This window comes from Lebetimonas sp. JH292 (genome assembly GCF_000523275.1).
Lineage (GTDB): Bacteria > Campylobacterota > Campylobacteria > Campylobacterales > Nautiliaceae > Lebetimonas.
In genome coordinates, this window is sequence record NZ_ATHQ01000001.1 from 787,591 (window position 1) to 804,757 (window position 17,167).

At 25.4% G+C, this 17,167-nt stretch carries 24 protein-coding genes and 5 pseudogenes; 26 read left to right on the forward strand and 3 right to left on the reverse strand.

The window, feature by feature from the left end; genetic code table 11:
• Positions 1 to 28 precede the first annotated feature (28 nt).
• The 12 genes and pseudogenes from cysC (at position 29) to DZ64_RS14075 (ending at position 7,099) form a co-directional block, all read left to right on the forward strand.
• Entirely contained in the window at positions 29 to 754 is a 726-nt protein-coding gene (gene cysC, locus DZ64_RS0104845; RefSeq protein ID WP_024789659.1) for an adenylyl-sulfate kinase, read from the forward strand.
• 86 nt (positions 755 to 840) lie between these two features.
• Positions 841 to 1,306, forward strand: a pseudogene (locus DZ64_RS14050) (adenylyl-sulfate kinase).
• A pseudogene (locus DZ64_RS10710) lies at positions 1,261 to 1,946 on the forward strand (3'(2'),5'-bisphosphate nucleotidase CysQ). Before DZ64_RS14050 ends, DZ64_RS10710 begins: the two co-directional pseudogenes overlap by 46 nt.
• Positions 1,947 to 2,108: 162 nt before the next feature.
• Positions 2,109 to 2,327: a hypothetical protein gene (locus DZ64_RS14055; protein WP_369792108.1), complete on the forward strand. Its 219-nt coding sequence runs from the start codon at positions 2,109 to 2,111 to the stop codon at positions 2,325 to 2,327.
• A gap of 281 nt (positions 2,328 to 2,608) precedes the next feature.
• Positions 2,609 to 2,913 (forward strand): annotated as a pseudogene (locus DZ64_RS14060) (UDP-galactopyranose mutase); the annotation flags it as partial.
• A gap of 1,720 nt (positions 2,914 to 4,633) precedes the next feature.
• Entirely contained in the window at positions 4,634 to 5,089 is a 456-nt protein-coding gene (locus tag DZ64_RS0104900; protein WP_024789666.1) for a glycosyltransferase family 4 protein, read from the forward strand.
• 171 nt (positions 5,090 to 5,260) lie between these two features.
• Entirely contained in the window at positions 5,261 to 5,401 is a 141-nt protein-coding gene (locus DZ64_RS14065) for a hypothetical protein (protein WP_369792109.1), read from the forward strand.
• 1 nt (position 5,402) lies between these two features.
• The gene (locus DZ64_RS14070; RefSeq protein WP_369792110.1) at positions 5,403 to 5,573 is read left to right on the forward strand and encodes a WecB/TagA/CpsF family glycosyltransferase; all 171 of its coding nucleotides are present in this window, start codon (positions 5,403 to 5,405) and stop codon (positions 5,571 to 5,573) included.
• Between the two features lie 122 nt (positions 5,574 to 5,695).
• On the forward strand, positions 5,696 to 5,821 hold the full coding sequence (locus DZ64_RS12710) for a hypothetical protein (RefSeq protein WP_201768471.1): 126 nt from the start codon (positions 5,696 to 5,698) through the stop codon (positions 5,819 to 5,821).
• 249 nt (positions 5,822 to 6,070) lie between these two features.
• Complete coding sequence (locus DZ64_RS0104915; protein WP_024789669.1) at positions 6,071 to 6,361, forward strand: HipA N-terminal domain-containing protein; 291 nt, start codon at positions 6,071 to 6,073, stop codon at positions 6,359 to 6,361.
• Between the two features lie 225 nt (positions 6,362 to 6,586).
• Positions 6,587 to 6,799 carry a HipA domain-containing protein gene (locus DZ64_RS11820; RefSeq protein ID WP_255327545.1) on the forward strand — a complete coding sequence of 71 codons (213 nt, stop codon included), beginning with the start codon at positions 6,587 to 6,589 and terminating at the stop codon, positions 6,797 to 6,799.
• Positions 6,800 to 6,901: 102 nt separating this feature from the next.
• On the forward strand, positions 6,902 to 7,099 hold the full coding sequence (locus DZ64_RS14075) for a helix-turn-helix domain-containing protein (protein ID WP_369792111.1): 198 nt from the start codon (positions 6,902 to 6,904) through the stop codon (positions 7,097 to 7,099).
• Positions 7,100 to 8,306: 1,207 nt separating this feature from the next.
• On the opposite strand, the gene DZ64_RS14080 is transcribed toward DZ64_RS14075, so the two are convergent.
• The 3 genes from DZ64_RS14080 to DZ64_RS0104950 form a co-directional block, all read right to left on the reverse strand.
• Positions 8,307 to 8,393 (reverse strand): hypothetical protein, encoded by an 87-nt coding sequence (locus DZ64_RS14080; protein WP_369792112.1) that lies wholly within the window; start codon positions 8,391 to 8,393, stop codon positions 8,307 to 8,309.
• A 1-nt stretch (position 8,394) separates the two neighbouring features.
• A complete protein-coding gene (locus DZ64_RS12720) occupies positions 8,395 to 8,559 on the reverse strand; it encodes a hypothetical protein (RefSeq protein ID WP_201768472.1) in 165 nt (54 codons plus the stop codon).
• 437 nt (positions 8,560 to 8,996) lie between these two features.
• On the reverse strand, positions 8,997 to 9,329 hold the full coding sequence (locus DZ64_RS0104950; protein ID WP_024789670.1) for a Wzz/FepE/Etk N-terminal domain-containing protein: 333 nt from the start codon (positions 9,327 to 9,329) through the stop codon (positions 8,997 to 8,999).
• Between the two features lie 46 nt (positions 9,330 to 9,375).
• Here DZ64_RS0104950 and DZ64_RS10715 point away from each other — a divergent pair.
• The 14 genes and pseudogenes from DZ64_RS10715 to DZ64_RS0105030 all read left to right on the forward strand — a co-directional run bounded on the left by DZ64_RS10715 (position 9,376) and on the right by DZ64_RS0105030 (position 17,047).
• A pseudogene (locus tag DZ64_RS10715) lies at positions 9,376 to 10,649 on the forward strand (nucleotide sugar dehydrogenase).
• The gene (locus DZ64_RS0104960; RefSeq protein WP_024789671.1) at positions 10,603 to 10,812 is read left to right on the forward strand and encodes a hypothetical protein; all 210 of its coding nucleotides are present in this window, start codon (positions 10,603 to 10,605) and stop codon (positions 10,810 to 10,812) included. Before DZ64_RS10715 ends, DZ64_RS0104960 begins: the two are co-directional and overlap by 47 nt.
• Positions 10,813 to 10,862: 50 nt before the next feature.
• Positions 10,863 to 11,054, forward strand: a complete 192-nt coding sequence (locus DZ64_RS0104965) for a hypothetical protein (RefSeq protein WP_162147533.1) — start codon at positions 10,863 to 10,865, stop codon at positions 11,052 to 11,054.
• A gap of 99 nt (positions 11,055 to 11,153) precedes the next feature.
• Positions 11,154 to 11,387 (forward strand): ATP-binding cassette domain-containing protein, encoded by a 234-nt coding sequence (locus tag DZ64_RS0104970; RefSeq protein ID WP_024789673.1) that lies wholly within the window; start codon positions 11,154 to 11,156, stop codon positions 11,385 to 11,387.
• Positions 11,388 to 11,671: 284 nt separating this feature from the next.
• On the forward strand, positions 11,672 to 11,899 hold the full coding sequence (locus tag DZ64_RS0104975; RefSeq protein ID WP_236618655.1) for a hypothetical protein: 228 nt from the start codon (positions 11,672 to 11,674) through the stop codon (positions 11,897 to 11,899).
• Positions 11,900 to 12,938: 1,039 nt separating this feature from the next.
• A pseudogene (locus tag DZ64_RS14085) lies at positions 12,939 to 13,435 on the forward strand (glycosyltransferase).
• 100 nt (positions 13,436 to 13,535) lie between these two features.
• Positions 13,536 to 13,724 (forward strand): hypothetical protein, encoded by a 189-nt coding sequence (locus DZ64_RS0104985; protein ID WP_024789676.1) that lies wholly within the window; start codon positions 13,536 to 13,538, stop codon positions 13,722 to 13,724.
• Between the two features lie 184 nt (positions 13,725 to 13,908).
• Complete coding sequence (locus DZ64_RS10720) at positions 13,909 to 14,565, forward strand: asparagine synthetase B (protein WP_255327546.1); 657 nt, start codon at positions 13,909 to 13,911, stop codon at positions 14,563 to 14,565.
• Between the two features lie 166 nt (positions 14,566 to 14,731).
• Positions 14,732 to 14,935, forward strand: coding sequence for an asparagine synthase-related protein (locus tag DZ64_RS12725; RefSeq protein ID WP_024789678.1), 204 nt, complete (start codon positions 14,732 to 14,734; stop codon positions 14,933 to 14,935).
• 19 nt (positions 14,936 to 14,954) lie between these two features.
• On the forward strand, positions 14,955 to 15,119 hold the full coding sequence (locus DZ64_RS14090) for an asparagine synthase-related protein (RefSeq protein ID WP_369792113.1): 165 nt from the start codon (positions 14,955 to 14,957) through the stop codon (positions 15,117 to 15,119).
• A gap of 157 nt (positions 15,120 to 15,276) precedes the next feature.
• Positions 15,277 to 15,420 (forward strand): hypothetical protein, encoded by a 144-nt coding sequence (locus tag DZ64_RS12300; protein ID WP_156922619.1) that lies wholly within the window; start codon positions 15,277 to 15,279, stop codon positions 15,418 to 15,420.
• 162 nt (positions 15,421 to 15,582) lie between these two features.
• Positions 15,583 to 16,317 (forward strand): STT3 domain-containing protein, encoded by a 735-nt coding sequence (locus DZ64_RS0105020; protein ID WP_024789680.1) that lies wholly within the window; start codon positions 15,583 to 15,585, stop codon positions 16,315 to 16,317.
• A 126-nt stretch (positions 16,318 to 16,443) separates the two neighbouring features.
• On the forward strand, positions 16,444 to 16,803 hold the full coding sequence (locus DZ64_RS0105025) for a hypothetical protein (protein WP_024789681.1): 360 nt from the start codon (positions 16,444 to 16,446) through the stop codon (positions 16,801 to 16,803).
• A complete protein-coding gene (locus DZ64_RS0105030; RefSeq protein WP_024789682.1) occupies positions 16,778 to 17,047 on the forward strand; it encodes a hypothetical protein in 270 nt (89 codons plus the stop codon). Before DZ64_RS0105025 ends, DZ64_RS0105030 begins: the two co-directional genes overlap by 26 nt.
• The last annotated feature ends 120 nt before the right edge of the window (positions 17,048 to 17,167 follow it).

Here is a 17,167-nt window from a genome sequence, read left to right on the forward strand (position 1 = left end):
TCAAAGATGATAAAATCAAGGAAGAGGTTTGTATAAAGAGACAAATATTCGTTCAATTGTAAAAGGGATTAGCTGGCGTTTTATAGCTACCGGTACTACAATGAGTATTGTTTATGTTTTTTTTGGAAATGTAGAACTTGCGGTTGCAACGGGATTATTGGAAACAATAGCAAAAGTTGGGTTATATTGGGGGCATGAGAAAGTTTGGCAGAGAATCAGATGGGGAAGAAAAAGAATTGAGCCTTTTAATTTATGGTTTACAGGACTTCCTCTAAGTGGTAAAACAACTATTGCTGATAAAGTATATGAAAAATTAAAAAAACTTGATATACCTCTTGAAAGAATAGATTCTAAAGATGTAAGAGAAATGTTTCCTAATGCGGGATTTAGCAGGGAAGAGAGAAACAGGCATATTAAAAGAATAGGACACTTAATCCAAACTCTTCAAAAAAATTCAGTTTCTACAGTTTGCAGTTTTGTAAGTCCGTATAGAGAATCTAGAAAAATGATTAGAGAAATGGTAAAAAACAATATTGTGGTATATGTTAAAGCTTCTATGGAAATCTGTAAAAAAAGAGATTATAAGGGAGTTTATGAAAAAGCTCTAAAAAATGAGATAAGAAACTTTACAGGAATTAGTGATGTATATGAAGAACCACAACACGCAGAAATAGTAATTGATACAGAAAAAATATCTCCTGATGAAGCAGCTGATATAATAGTAAAGTATGTAAAGAAACATTATGTCAAATAATAGTCAATAGACGATAGTCGATAGTATTTTTAAAGATGTTAAAAATTTAAAAAACAGCACGGCAAAGCATTGCTTGAGTCTATAGTCTGGATACTGGAAAGGATTTTTATGAAAAACATTGTATAAATGACAGGGAAAAAATTAAAAATCAAAAAGGCTGTGTCCTTTGGTTTACAGGGTTAAGTGGAAGTGGTAAGAGCACTATTGCAAATGAATTAGAATATGAGCTGAATAAAATGAGATATCATACATATTTACTTGATGGAGATAATATATTTGGGATTTAGTGAAGAAGATAGAAAAGAAAATATAAGAAGAATAAGTGAAGTAGCTAAAAGACAGAGAGACGGCAGAGAAATTATAGGAAAAAGAGACCCAAAAGGTCTTTATAAAAAAGCTTTATATGGAGAGATTAAAAATTTTACAGGACTTGATTCTCCTTATGATATTTCTTCATTAAGTTTTATAATAAATTATTTAAAAAATAAAAAGAGAAGGATTTTTAAATGTATAAAAAAGTTTTTAATATTGAAAAATTTTCTTTTAATATAGATGATGTTTTAAAAATAGCCTGGGAAGCAGGAAAAGAGATAATGAATATTTATCAAAAAGATTTTTCTGTTGAATATAAAGATGATAAATCTCCTTTAACTGAAGCTGATAAAAAATCTCATGAAATAATTGCTGAAGGTTTAAAAAAATATAATTTACCTGTATTAAGCGAGGAGGGGAAAAATATCCCTTATGAAGAAAGAAAAGACTGGGAATATTTTTGGATGATTGACCCTATTGACGGAACAAAAGAATTTATTAAAAAAAACGGGGAATTTACTATAAATATAGCTTTAATTCATAAAAATAAACCAATATTTGGAGTGGTATATGCACCAGTTTTAGATTGGATTTATTTTAGAAAAAGATATACTAATATAACTTCCCATAGAAACAAAAGATAAGTCATTTAAATGATGAAACAAAAAAATTTATTAAATCCTTGACTATCGACTATCGACTATCAACTATCGACTATGATTTTATCTCTATTGGCAGTAGCTTAAAACTGTGTCTTGTGGCAGAAGGAAAAGCTGATATTTATCCAAGACTTGCTCCAACAATGGTACCAATTAACGACTATCGACTATTAGTTTATAATAAAGAAAATCTTTTAAATCCTTGGTTCGTAGTAAGATGATAAACAAAATAAAAAAATAAAGCACAAAAGATTATTGTCAAATTTTATTTCATTAGCTATATTACAAATATATCAACTGATTATGTATTTAAGAAAGACTCAATGAAAAATTAAATTTATTTCAATCATTGTTTCTTTTTTATTATTGATTCAGATAATAAAATATCTAAGGTTATATTTACAATAGCAATATTTGTTTTTATTCATCAAGAGAGTGATTATTGGAAGGTGCCACTGATTAATTCTTTAGGATTTATAAGTGCAGGGTTAATAGCTTTATATATTATTCAAAAAGATTTTAATATAAAATTTAGATTGCAAACTTTAAAAACACTTAAAACTTATTTTAATATTCATATCAAATATCGCAATATAATATAATTATAGCATAATATTATAAATTAGAAGGATAAAATATCATTAGGAAATTTATATTTTTGATTATTGAATTAAGCAATATTTCTGGCATTCAGACAATGCTTAATTTTAATAGAAAAAAAGCTTTTAGTAAAATTTTAATAAGTGGAAGTATTTTAAATATTATTTTATCCTTAATAATAGTGCCCTTATTTCAAGAAATAGGTTCAGCAATTTCAGTATTAGTTGTAGAATTATTCATAACAATTACTATGTAGTAAATAAATTAAATGAAAACAAATGATAAAGATTTAAAATTTTTAGCTGATTTTGTTTATGAAAAAATATTTGTCCATTATACAGCAAAACAATGGGATAAAAAACCAGAAGAGATTGATAGAAGATGACAGATATTTTAATGATAAGTATCAAGGAATACCAAAAGAAGGATATACAAGAAATATAAAAATAATGTTAAATACGGATTTTAAAGAAGTTATTAAAATAGATCAAGATAAGTGTGAGAATGAAATTTGAAACTCTAGAAAAAGAATATTATCAAGAAGTAGCAACTGTTAATTATCCAAACAATTATGACAATAACCGAATTTAAATATATTCATCCGGTTGAAACTAATAAAACAGACAGAACTATTTAATAAATCAAAATAAAAAGAGGTTTAGAAGTTAAATGAACCTTGGGAAAAAGAATTTGAAATTAAAAATTTAACTAATGGAGACATTATAAAAGTTCATTATGTTAGAATGAATGAAAACACAGGAGGAGGATTTGGCATTCTAATAATCTTTTTTCATAAAAAAGAATTTTATTCTATAGAAGATTTAAATAATGATATTTATTATAATTATATTACTTTATTCAATGGAACACTAATTAATAGAGATTTTTAATAGAATTAAAAATATAAATTTAAAAATTGTATAATAATAATTTAAAAGATTATTGTTTTTATTTAATAAAGCGTTTTATCATGGTGTTTTTAATATATGGGGAAAAGAAAAAAACTACTTATTATAGGAAATTTAAATACTTTTTAAATTCATTTCTTTTTTTTATAATTTTTCCTATTATTTTTTTATTGATAACTATTTTAAAAATTAATTTTGATGTTGATTTTGTTTTTTATATCTTTATTAAATTTTTGTTATAAATCTTTATTTAAATTTGTACTATTTTTTATTTTTGTATTAATATTATATAAACTTTTGCAACCTGATAATTTTTTTATGATAATTAAAAGAGTAATACATTTTTATCTTTTAAAAGTTAATTTTAAAAAAGATTTTACAATTAATTTTTTGTTTATTGGAATGGGAGGAGGTACCTATTCCAGTAGAGCGGCTTTATTTTTTACAGGAGAATATTGCTTTTCCTTTTAAAAATATATCAGAATATATGTATCATAACACATATAATTTATGGCAAGAGTTATTACATTCTCCTCATTGGTTACAAGGTGCTTTTAATTCCTTATGGTTCAATATTTTCTTTTATTGCTGAATTAGGTCTAGTTAATGTTTTTATAATATTTTTTAACAAATAAAAAGCAAAAATATCTTATCTATTTATTTTAATATTTTTAATACTTAGATAATTATTACGAATATTTTCAAGCTTTTTTTGTTTTTTATTTTTGTTTATTAAAATTACCATCAAAGAAGGAGATTTACAAATATGAATAAAGAAAACCTATCATATATGCAAAGTTTTTTAAATTTTGTTAAAATAATTAATAACAATGGTGATATACTTCATTCAAACCCTTAAACCCATAGTTATATTAATTAGAAATCCACAAGATGCTGTTATTTCGTTTTTTCTAAGAGAGAATGTGTCTATAAAAATAGGATTTGAATTTCTAAAAAAAAGAAAGGCTTTTAAAATATATGAAAAAATTATGGAAGAATGTACTATAAAATGAAAATATTAATGGATAAGGAAGAAAAAGTAATTTTATAATTCTTTGCCTTTTGTTTCTCCTTCTATATATTTGGGTAGCAAAAAAATTTAAAATACCTGTGGTTTTAACTTTACATAATTATAGATTAATATGTCCAAATGTATTTTATTTGGAAATGAAAATATATGTGAAAAATGTATGGATATTTCCATATTCAGGTATTATACATAAATGTTATAGAAATTCATTTATGCAAACTTTGTCTCTTTCTTTGGTAACAAATATTCATAAATATATAAAAACATGGCATAGCAAAGTTGATAAATTTATAACATTAACGAATTTTCAAAAAAATAAATTTTTATCTTCTAATATGAATATTTCTGAAGGATATAAAAAGAGAAAAACTTGTTTTTTATAGCTTTTGAAAATACTAAATATAATCTATATGTAGTGGGTGAAGGGCCTTTAAAAAATGAGGTTTTAAAAAATAAAAATATAAAATATTTAGGATTTAAATCCAAGAAAGAGATTATAAATTTACTCAAAAAAAGTATTTCTTTAATATTTCCATCAGAATGGTATGAGGGATTTCCAATGGTATTAGTTGAGACTTTGTCAACAGGCACACCTATAATTACATCAGATATTGGTAGTCAAGCAGAGATAGTGAAAGATAATTATTTAGGTTTGCATTTTATTGCAGGAGATTTTATAGACTTAAGAAGTAAAATTACAGAGTTTTTTGAAAAAAAAGATAAGACTTTTTATCAAAATGCAAGAGATGAGTATTTGGAAAAATATACTCCTGAAAAAAATTATAAAAAATTAATAGATATATATAAAATTTTTCAAAAAATATAATTTATATTATTGTAAAATAAATTTCTAGTTATGTATGTGTAACAAATGTTCATATGTTAATAGAAGCATATTTGGATAAAAAATTTAAAGAAGTAGTAGATAATGCTGACATTGTTATTCCTGATGGTATGCCTATTGCAAGATCAAGACAGAATTGCAGGTATGGATTTAATGCCGGATTTAATAAGAGAATGTGCAAAATTAAAAAAAAAGATATTTTTATATGGCTCAACAAGGGAAATTTTAGAAAAAATAGAAAAAAAAGCAAAGAAAAAATATCGTAATATTGATAGGATTTGGTGGAGCATTTGAAGTGTATGCAGGAGTAAAAAAAAGAGCTCCCAACTGGATGCAAAAATATTCTTTAGAATGGTTATATAGATTGATTCAAGATCCAAAGAGACTTTGGAAAAGATATTTATATACTAATTTACTTTTTTTTATATTAAAACAATGTTTGAAATATAAAATTCTAAAGATCTAATAAATTTATAAAAAGAATTTTTGACATTGCGTTTTCTATTTTTACTATTGTAGTTACTTTGCCTGTCACTATTCCAATAGCTATAATCATCAAATTTTTTTTTATTCAAAAAATTTAAAACTATGTATGAAAATAATGATAAAATTTTGAAAGAATTTTTAGAAAAAAAGTCTCAGGCAAAAGAAGAGTGGCAAAAATATCCAAGAGTTACTCCCATAGGCAGATTTTTAAGGAAAACTTCTCGGTGATATGAGTGTAGTGGGACCTAGGCCTTATATAATGATCAAGATTTAGAATATATTGAAAATAAGTCTTTCTTATATGACTTAAAAATTTTTTTAAAAACAATTAAATTTTCTGATTACAGGAAAAGGGGCTTATTGATTAGTTATGAGTTATGAATGTTGAATTATGAGTTATGAATGTTGAATTATGAGTGGTAAATTGTGAATTTTAAATGAAAGGGTAAAAATTTTACATTTTAATTGAAATGAGTGATGAGTGATATATTTCATCATAAACAACATATTGCAACTTTTGATAAAGAAGATAAAAAGTATATTTTAGAATATAAAAACTTTGATATTGAAAATTCAATTTCTCTTTCTCTCCCAAACACTCAAAAATATTATAAAAACGAATATGAAATAATCCCTTATTTTGATATTTTTTTGCCAGAGGGGTATTTGTTTGAAGTTTTTAAAAATTATTTAACAAAAAATTATGGATATATAGACGATTATTTACTCTTCTCAATTTTGGCCCCGAATATAGAGGGGAGGATTTAATTTGGGCAAACAAATGATTTTGGTGTAAATTTTGAATTAGATTATATTTTAGAAAATGATAAAAATTTTGTATTTAAAAATTATATAATTAAAACCTGGGGAGATGAATTTGAGTATTTGGCTGAGAATGAATATATTAAAGAGATTCTTTCTAAAAATAAAAAAGATTTGACAGTGAAAATATAGGATTTGAAGAAGTAATTTCTCTTATGGCAAAAAACAAAAATTTTTAAATATACAGGAAGCTACGAACATGTTGAGATTTTTTTTAAAATGGTTGTAATGAATTATTTTTTAAAAAACGGAGATGCTCATCTTAAAAATTTTGGGCTTTTTTTTAGCGATGATTTTAGTAGAATATGGCTTGCTCCTGCTTATGATGTTGTAACTACAACTGCTTATATTTTTAAAGACAAACCTGCCCTGATGAAGAATTAATTGAATTTGGAGAAAAATACTGTTTTTTAAATAACGCAAAAGAGCTTTATTTAGAATGTAAAGAAGCTTTAAAAAAAGGGATTTCTTTTTTAAAAGAATATAATATTATCAGATCTTGGAAAAATAATTAAAAAATTAAGAAAAGAAAAAAATTTATCACAAGAAGAATTGGCAAAAAAGGCTAATATTTCCCGTGCGACACTCTCTAAACTTGAAAACGGAAATTTAACTAAAATAAGTTGTAAAAAGATAAAAACTATAGGGTCAGGAGTTTACTTTTTAACTGAAATGAGTGATTAGTTATAAATGTTAAATTTTAAATGTTGAATGTTAAATTAATTTCAATATTTTTATTTTTATAACAAATAACCAAAGTGGAATTTTGTTTTGATGACCTATTTCAACACCGTCCACAACTATGAAAGAATTTTTTACATCTTTAATTTGGGAGAATGATTTATTTTTCCCTCCAATTTCAAAAGTATACCTCTCATCTACCAAAAAATCACCATTTTTAGGATAGGTTAACTTGTGTTCATATAATTGATTAGCAAAGAATGTTTCTCTAAGTGTTTAAATCTGTATTTGTAAGGTAAATTTTTTGAGGTTTTACAAAAATTGCATCTCCTCTTGTTTTGGAGTTTAAAATATTAAAAATATCCCCTTTATCTAAATAATATATATACTTAATTTAAGCTTATTTCTATTTTTTTGATAATTTTGTGATATTAAGTTCAAACGGTTCAGAAACACAAATCAGATAAATCAGTTTTTTTAGTTTGATTAAGTTTATAGGTCAAGAAAAAAAGGATATGCCCCATATTTTAAATATTCATCAAAATATTTTAAAGGTTTTATTTTTTTAGTTATTTCAGATGCAAGATTTTCGGATAACTCTCAAAAGTATGATTTGTTTTTAATTCTAAAAATTCTCTGAAAGATAAATTGTTCATTTTGTAAACTACCGCTCTTCTGCTAAGGTCCGGGTGTCATAAATTAATTTTAAGTCTTTTTCATAATAAGGATATTTATAAACTTCATCAATCACTAAAACTTCTCCACCTATTTCTTCAAATAAATTCTGCGTTTATATAAAGTTTTTAATTGAAGGTTGCGCCTGTAATTCCAATTAATTTTTCACTAAAATCGACTTTTTTAAAAAGATATCTTTTATAAGGGCAAATCTGTTTTTAAAAGTCAAGTATATAGGGTCGGGACTTTACTTTTTGATTAATTTAAAATTGAAAAAATATGATATAATTTTTGAAATGATAGAAATTTTTAAAGAAGTTAAAAGCGAAAAAATTGAAAAAGTTAAGTTTAATTAAAAATTGTCTTTAAAAAAATTATAACCCCTTCTTCCCAATCATTTTATAATCTTAAAAATAGTTTTAATTTCAAGCCACAAAGACCAGTTTTTGATATAATATAAGTTTTTGGTAAGTGTCTTCAAGATTCTTGCCATATGGATAATTTACTTGAGCCCAGCCGGTTATTCCCGGGGCGTTTATATGGCGTATATGGTAATAAGACCACTCTTTTCATATTTTTTAACAAGTTCATCCCATTCGGCTCTTGGTCCTAAAAGATGCATATCACCTTTTAGGACATTCCAGAGCTGAGGAAGTCCTGCTTTTTCTCATAAAGGCACCCCACGGGAAAATTCTCGGATCGTTTTTTTGTGTATAATGGTTAAAAAAATCAATATCTGTTCTCATAGCGAAATTTATAGCAGGTAAAAGGTTTTTTGTTTTTTTCAATTGATTCTTTTTTTATTCTATAAGCAGAATAAATCATAATTGGTAGTGAAAAAGATTTAATTCTTTCGTTTATCTCTTTTGGAATTTATATTTTTCTTTTTTTAATTCATTTGCTAATTTTTTTCTAAATTCATCTAAATTTTTTTAGGAATTCTTTAAGAAATACGTATAAATCCTGTAATAAAAGCTAATATTATTTTTTATTTTATTCATTGCTTTCACAGGATGGTCAAACATTAGAGGGTTGAGGGATATCAAATTTTAAAGATTTATTTAAATTATCGATTTTATTTTGCAAATTTTCAATTTGTTGTTTTGTAAAAATTTTATTTTTAAATTTTTGACTTTTAAATTTGATGTTTTGAATTTCATGTTGGTTTTGCAGTTTATATTTTTCTATTTTATCTTTAAAACCGTTGTGTATACTATTTGAAATTTCATTTAATTAAATAAGCGTTAGGCATTTTTTTGAATTTTTTTTCAAGTTCAACTTTGTAAATTGAACTTAAATATTCTCTTAAATTTTCAGGTGATATTATTGGTTTTGAATTTATCTGTCCTATAAGAATAGAGCTTTGAATTTCCCAAATAGGAGTTTTTAAAAATACATATAATCCTGCTAAAAAAGTAACTATAAAAGTAAAAATAATTATAAATTTTTTGTATTTTAAGATTGTTTTAATAAGCTCTTTTAAGTCTATTTCATCTTCTTCGCATTGATTAACAGGGATATATTGAACTGGTATTATCTGAGGTTCTTTTTTTTCCATTCTTTGCCTTTTTTTATGGTATCATACTAAATAAAAAGGCTAATGTATGAAAACAATTTCAATTATAGGCCTAGGGTATGTAGGGTTGCCACTTGCAGTAGCATTTAGCAAGAAATATAAGGTAATAGGTTTTGATATAAATCATATAAGAATAGAAGAGCTTAAAAAAGGAATAGATAGAACCCTTGAAGTCAGTGAAGAAGAGCTAAAAGAAGCAATAAAAAGAGGTTTAGAATTTACAAGCAATTTAGAAGAGATAAAAAAAGCAAATATTTATATTGTAACAGTTCCAACTCCAATAGATAAACATAAAAATCCAGATTTAACTCCTTTAATAATGGCCAGCAGAAGTGTAGGAAGAGTATTAAAAAAAAGAGATATTGTAATATATGAATCTACAGTATATCCAGGATGTACCGAAGAAGTTTGTGTGCCAGAGCTTGAAAAAGAGAGTGGTTTAAAATGTTTTTTTCAAACTCACAACTCACAACTCACAACTCACAAAGAATGTTTTTTTGTTGGATATTCACCTGAAAGAATAAATCCAGGAGATAAAGAGCATACTGTAACAAAAATAAAAAAAGTAACTAGCGGTTCAACTCCAGAGATAGCAAAAGAAATAGATAATTTATATGCAAGTATAATTGAAGCAGGTACTCATCTTGCCTCAAGTATTAAAGTAGCAGAAGCGGCAAAAGTAATAGAAAATTCACAAAGAGATATAAATATAGCTTTTGTAAATGAACTTGCATTAATTTTTGATAAATTAAATATAGATACACTTGATGTATTAGAAGCAGCAGGAACTAAATGGAACTTTTTAAAGTTTAAACCAGGATTAGTTGGAGGACATTGCATAGGAGTTGACCCATACTATTTAGCCTTTAAAGCAAAAGAGATAGGATATCATCCAGAAATTATTTTAGCTGGTAGAAGAACGAATGATAATATGGGAATATTTGTAGCGAATAAAGTGATTAAGCTAATGATACAAAAAGGACATACTATTAAAGGCAGCAAAGTATTAATCCTTGGAATAACATTTAAAGAGAATTGTCCAGATATAAGAAATAGTAGAGTTATAGATGTAATAAGAGAGCTTCAAGATTTTGGAATAAATGTAGATGTATATGACCCTTGGGCTGATACAAAAGAGGTAAAACAGAGTATGACAGCAGTAGCACATAATGAGTTTAAACAATTAGAGAAACAATTAGAACAACAAAACTCACAGTTTACGATATTAAAGGATTTTTTGATAAAAATTTAGTAGATGATAAACTTTTTCTTTTTTTTTTCTATTTTTGTTTCTTTAATTGAAACAATAGGAATCGGTATTATTATGCCTTTTATTAGTGTTGCAAGTGATTTTAAAGAGATTCATTCATTTTATTTTTATTTGCTTAACAGATTTTCTTTTGGAAGATACCATTTGGTAGCATACAGGCTTTTTGAAAATTATATGGTTACGAAGAATTTATAAATAAAAATTCTTATCTTATTTATGCAATGCTTGTATATGTAAACTGGAAAATGACTTTGCTTTTAACTCTATATCTTTTAATCAATGTGGCTATTCTTAAAATATTTGTTGGTAAAAAAATAAAAAAAGCCGGAATTGAAAGGGATACTTTTCAGGCAAAATTTTATGAAATATTAAATAGCTCTTTTGGAAATTTTAAAATAATAAAACTTAAAACGATAAATTTTCTTTTGCTTTGCTAATGCTAATATTAAAAATCAAACCCTTGCTCAATTTCCAAGACTTTTTTTAGAAATGGTTGGATTCCTTTATAGACTGTCATCCGAGTGTTAACAGGGTGTTTGATTCTTATAATCAGATTGTTTTTTATTCAAGAGCCTGAAGAGTTAGGGGATGAAAAGATAGAGTTTAAAAAAGAGATAAAATTAGATAATGTCGGTTTTTCTTATGGAGAAAAAGAGGTTTTAAAAGATATAAATTTAGTAATAAAAAAAGGTGAAAAGATAGGAATTGTAGGTGAGAGCGGCAGTGGAAAATCTGACTTTATCGTCCAAAATACGGTAAAATATTTATAGATGAAAATCTGCTTAATGAAAAAAATATAAAATCTTGGAGGCAAAAAATAGGATATATTCCTCATTTAGAAAAGATTGATGAACAAAAAGTAAAAGAAGCTTTAAGCAATAAATTATATTTTTTAGAAAAACATAATATATAAAGTAGGAGAAAATAAAACTATGATAATAGTAGCCCATAGACTTTCAACCCTTGATGGGATAATTAAAATAGTAAATGGTGAAAGAAATTGAGTTTATCAGTAGTTACTCCTACTTTTAATAGAGCTAATAAACTTCATAGAGTGTTTAATAGTATAAATAATCAAACATTAAAAAAAAGTGATGATAAATATATTATTGAAGTTTTATGTAAAGACCAGTTTGGAAATAGAGTTGGATGTAATTTTCCTAAAGAAGGGGTTGTCCTTCTTAAAGAGAGTGTATTTAAATGGAAAAATTTACCATTAGGTGAAACTTGGGCTGCTATAAATTCTAAAAATTTAAAAAAATATTTTGTTATTCCAGAATAATGAAATTATTAGCTTTTATTTGTGATTCATATAGTTCTACGGACTTATTATAAAAAAGAAGATGATAATATTAGCAATAATATTAGACAAAAATATCTAACAAAGTATTTGAAAATTGCTTGGCGATATCCAAAAGTCTATTTAAAGCATATTATTAAGTTAATCTATTTTTCGTGGAAGGTTAGGAATGGAGCAAGATAAAGCAGGAGAAAATTATTGGAATTCAGTTTGGAAGGAAAAATAGGTTATAGATGAGATAGATATTAATTATTATACAAATAGACTTCTTCATAACCTATATCAAAAATATTTTAAATTTGATGAGATTGGTTGTGCATTATCTGCAAATCTTTTATATTTTAATAAATATTTTGGTTATCAAATTAATGGATTTGATTATGAAGTAGACGCTGTTATAAAGCTAATATTTTTCATCGTTTTTTTTCAATAGAGGAGACAGACAAATATGATATATTAACTTCTTTTGGAGTATTTGAACATTTTGAAAATATTGAAGATAGTATTGCTCATACAAGGCAAAAAGTTACTAAATAAAATATACTTCGTAAGTTGTTAGCGATACCAGGAAAACCTATATATTACCTTTACAAACTAACTAAAATACCTTTTGATTCTAAAAATATTTCTCCTCATAATATTTCATATCTCTTCCGGTGGCGCAGAAAGAGTAATGTCAATTCTTGCTAATAAATTTGTTGAAACGAGAGAAGTTGTAATTGTTACAATGGCAAAAACTGACTCTTTCTATCCTTTGCATAAAAATATTAAACATATTAAACTTGATCTATTAAAAATTTCAAATAATATTTTCCAAAGTGCTATGAATAATTTATACAATAAAAGCTATTGTAAATGCTTTTATAACGCAAACTTATGCAGATCTTAAAAATTATAGTTTTTTAAAGCATTCTTATGTAATCTATAATCCCTGAAAGTTTTGACACAAATATAAAAAAACAAAATATAGTTTCTATACATTGCTGGAGAAGGTAATGAAAGAAAAAATTTAGAAAAATTAATAAAAAATTTTAATTTAGAAGAAAAAGTAATACTTCTAGGAAAAAGAAAAGATATTTTTGAATGGTATAAAAAGTTGTTAGCTTTGATTGCCCTTATGGACCTAATGAGATTATAGAAAATGGAGTAAATGGAATTTTAGTAGAAAATCAAAATATCGAAAAATTAGCTTTTTCTATACAAAAGTTAATAGATGACGAAAATTTAAGAAAAAAACTATTTTTTATCAAAATATTTATAAAATTAAAAATTAAAAGAGAAGAATATTTTTCAGAATTTGAAATAAAAGCTATTAATTTAGAAAAAAAAGGAAGATATGATTTTAGTTTTTATTTTAAGTATAAAAAATTATTAAATGAAATTAATCCTATTTATTCTTTTTTAGGTGAAATGAATCTTTTTTCTTTATGGTGTAAACCTAAACAAACAAAACTTATTTGGGGATTTAGAGCAGCTTCTATTTTGGTTACAAAAAAAGTTTTCAGGAAAAGTAGATAAGATTATTGCAAATTCTTATGCAAGTATTGAGTTTCATAAACAAGAGGGATTTTTTATGAATAAAAAAAAAGAATTTAAAAAAAATATATATTAATCAAAAATGGTTTTTAGCAAAGCTGCAAAAAAAATATTGGAAAATTATAAAAATGTAAAAATTTTTGCTATTGGTGGTGGGAATGTAAATATAAAAAAAGAGTGTGAAGAGATACTAGGGATTATAATAATACAAAATTCATCTGGTTGGGGAAAAAGACAAATGTGGAAGATTTTTACAGTGGATTTGATATAGCTTCTTCTTCTTCTTCTTTTGGAGAGGGATTTAGCGAGCTGTGAGGCTCCTTGTGTAGTAGGGATAGTGCTTTAATAGTTGGAGATTGTGGAATAGTTGTTAAGCCAAATAGTGTGGAGGATTTATATCAAGGAATAGACTAAAAAAAGGAGACAAAAAATGTCCTGATGACAGAGGAGAATTTATAGATAAGAGACTTTCTATTCTTGATTTAACTACGCATGGTCATCAGCCAATGGAGTTTGAAAATTTGGTTTTAGTTTATAATGGAGAGATTTATAATTATCAAGAAATTAAAAAAGAGCTTGAAAAAGAAGGGTATAGATTTTTTTCTAATAGCGATAGTGAAGTTTTATTAAAAGCTTTTCATAAATGGGGTAAGGAAAGTATAGATAGATTTAGAGGAATGTTTGCTTTTGCTGTATATGATAAATTAAATAAAAAACTTACTCTTTGTAGAGATAGAGTTGGAGTTAAGCCTCTTTATTACTATTTTGACGGTAAAAATTTTATTTTTGCAAGTGAATTAAAAGCTATTAGAAAATATAAAAAATTTGAAATAGACAAAATTTCTTTGGCTCAGTTTTTTGAGTATGGATATATTAGTAGAGATAGAAGTATTTTTGAAGGAGTTAAAAAATTACTTCCTGCTTATTTTTTAGAATTTCATTTAGAAACTAAAAAAATTAATTTAAAACAATATTGGAAATTTAAAAATTATTTTAATGTTTCTGCAAAAAAAGAAGAAGATATTATTGATGAATTAGAAGAAATATTAATTGAAGGTATTAAATACAGAATGGTTAGTGATGTTGATGGAATATATTTTAGGCATAAATGAAGCAAAAGAAATTTTATTAAATAAATTTAGTGATATTTATGATGAACCATTTGGAGATAGCAGTGGAATATGGAGGAGATGAGCTTAATAAATATTCTTATCAAAAAAACTTGGTTTTTTAAAAAATATTTTAAAAGAAAATGACTGGCAATTTATTTATGAAACAATGATAAAGAATTATAGGGATGATATAAAAAATTTGGGATTAAAAGAAAATAGAGTTATTAAAATGATGCTTTGGGATTTTTACAATTATTTACCTGATGATATTTTAGTTAAAGTAGATAGAGCAACTATGGCAAATTCAATTGAAGGAAGAGAACCTTTACTTGATAATAAAATTATAGAATATTCAGCAACAATTCTATAAAAATGGTGAAAGTAAATATATATTAAAAAAAGTTTTAGAAAAATATCTTCCAAAAGAACTTATCTATAGAAAAAAACAAGGTTTTGGAATTCCTGTTTTTGAGTGGTTTAGAAGTGATTTAAAAGAATTGTTTAAAAAATATTTTAATGAAGATGATATTATAAGATTTACAAAACAGTTTTGAGACAGTTTAATATTTTGGAAATATAAAAAAATCTTAAAAGAAAAAAATATACGAGTTGTGAAAGGGCTATGCCATCTCTTCAGCATAAAGATGAAATACAGGGTAAAATACAAAATTTCAATATTAATTGTAAAAAAGAAGAAAAATTTAAAAATTATTGATTATAGGAGATGGATATTTAAGAGATGATTTAGAGTTTATGATTAAGGATTTAGGGCTTAAAGATAAGGTAAAATTATTAGGTCGTCAAAAAGATGTTTTTAGATTTTTATTTCCAATAGTTTTACTTGAAGCTTTGTAATTTACCTGTAATTTCTACAGATTGTAAAAGCGGTCCAAGAGAAATTTTAGCACCGGATACTACCTTTACAAAGCAGACTAAAGAAATAGAATTAGCTGAATACGGAATTTTAGTACCTGTTGGAGCTGTCCAAAAAGCAAAAAAAAGTATTACAAGACTTTGTTGTTTTATATATTAGTAGCTTATATTTTTAATATATGGGTTAGGTTTATATATGTGGATATAATTTCTCAAATCCCTGTCTGGCAGTTTAACGGCACTTATATTATAAATAATCCGGATGGGTTTTATTATGCAGAGGGTGCAAGGGATTTTATAAACGGATTTCACCAAAAAAACGACCTCTCTCCTATTTATAATGTTACTTCAGATTTTACTGCGCTTGTGAGTGAATTTTTTCATATTCCTCTGGATAAAGTAATTTTTTATTTACCAGGAATTATCGGAAGTTTGCTTGCTCTACCTTTAATTCTGATTGGTGAAGCAATAGGGGGCGCGTTTTTAGGATTTTTGGCAGCTCTTATGGCGCCTATGGTTTGGAGTTATTATCACAGGACGATGTTTGGATATTATGATACAGATATGTTGACGGTCGTACTCCCCACATTTGCAATATGGGGGGTGCTGTGGAGTTTAAAAAATAAAAATGTAAAATATTTCTTTTTAACCCCTTTAATTGAACTTTATAATGTAGCAAACGGTATTTTTATAATGAGTTTTGTATATTTATTATATTTGAAATTTGTAAAAAAAGAAAATATTTTTATTGAGAGTCTGTTTTTACTGTTTTTGATAGTACCTCTTTTACCAATAGATATAAAAATTAAAATAGCTGTTTTAATATTTCTACAAATATCTGTCTCTTATATAAAAAATAAAATCAATTTAAACTTCTAAAAAATCTTTTATTTAATTGTTTTAGGAATTTATATAATTGTTATAGGAATTCCTTGGATAAATGGTGATGGATTTAAATTTTATGTTAACACCGTAAGAGAAGCAAGTCATATCAGTTTTGACACATTGGTTCACAGAATAAGCGGAAGTTATGCAGGATTTTTTGCAGGAGCATTGGGTTATTTATTGTTAATTCTCAGATATCCTCAAATGATAATTTCTCTTCCAATGGTTGTATTAGGACTTTTTGCAGAGAGAGGCGGTCTTAGATTTACTGTTTATGCAGTTCCTTTTTTTGCGTTAGGGGATGCTTATATAGTTTATTTAATAGCAAAATTAATTTCAAAAGCATTGATTAATGAAAAAATTTCTTTTTATTCTAAGTATATAGTTTTATTAATGTTGGGGTTTATTTATCCAAATTATAAACAGTATATTACACCTGCTGCAATGAATAAAAATGAAATTGAAACACTTGTTAAATGACGGAGGAAAACACAGCGGGGATGTCGATTTTCCAGTAAGTTTTGCCTTGACAAGGTCGGAGCTTCCTTCATATAATAGTGCAATTTTAGATGTATATTTTACTGAAAAACATTTTATTGATAAGAAAAAATTTGATTTTATAAGAGATATACAAAATTATTATAAAGTGGATATTTTTCCTACTGTTTCTGTGTTTGGTTCCATAGATATAAAAACGGGAAAATCAAAACCACTTTTTCTATAAAGCCAGATTAAAAAAACAGGGAAGATATTTATTGCTTGGACAAATCCTTATTTTAAATCAAAGAACTATACCGGTTAAAGAGATAGATTTAGTTGCGTATACGGCGGTAAGCTTTCAGTG

Coding starts and splice junctions, on each gene's coding strand:
- DZ64_RS0104985 (WP_024789676.1), top strand. CDS start 13,536: ATGGTTTTTAGCAAAGCTGCAAAAAAAATATTGGAAAATTATAAAAAT.
- DZ64_RS14080 (WP_369792112.1), bottom strand. CDS start 8,393: ATGCATCTTTTAGGACCAAGAGCCGAATGGGATGAACTTGTTAAAAAA.
- DZ64_RS0104950 (WP_024789670.1), bottom strand. CDS start 9,329: ATGGAAAAAAAAGAACCTCAGATAATACCAGTTCAATATATCCCTGTT.
- DZ64_RS0104965 (WP_162147533.1), top strand. CDS start 10,863: ATGACTTTGCTTTTAACTCTATATCTTTTAATCAATGTGGCTATTCTT.
- DZ64_RS0105030 (WP_024789682.1), top strand. CDS start 16,778: ATGAAATTGAAACACTTGTTAAATGACGGAGGAAAACACAGCGGGGAT.
- DZ64_RS12710 (WP_201768471.1), top strand. CDS start 5,696: ATGTATGAAAATAATGATAAAATTTTGAAAGAATTTTTAGAAAAAAAG.
- DZ64_RS14065 (WP_369792109.1), top strand. CDS start 5,261: ATGCCGGATTTAATAAGAGAATGTGCAAAATTAAAAAAAAAGATATTT.
- DZ64_RS0104915 (WP_024789669.1), top strand. CDS start 6,071: ATGAGTGATATATTTCATCATAAACAACATATTGCAACTTTTGATAAA.
- DZ64_RS12725 (WP_024789678.1), top strand. CDS start 14,732: ATGATAAAGAATTATAGGGATGATATAAAAAATTTGGGATTAAAAGAA.
- DZ64_RS0104960 (WP_024789671.1), top strand. CDS start 10,603: ATGATAAACTTTTTCTTTTTTTTTTCTATTTTTGTTTCTTTAATTGAA.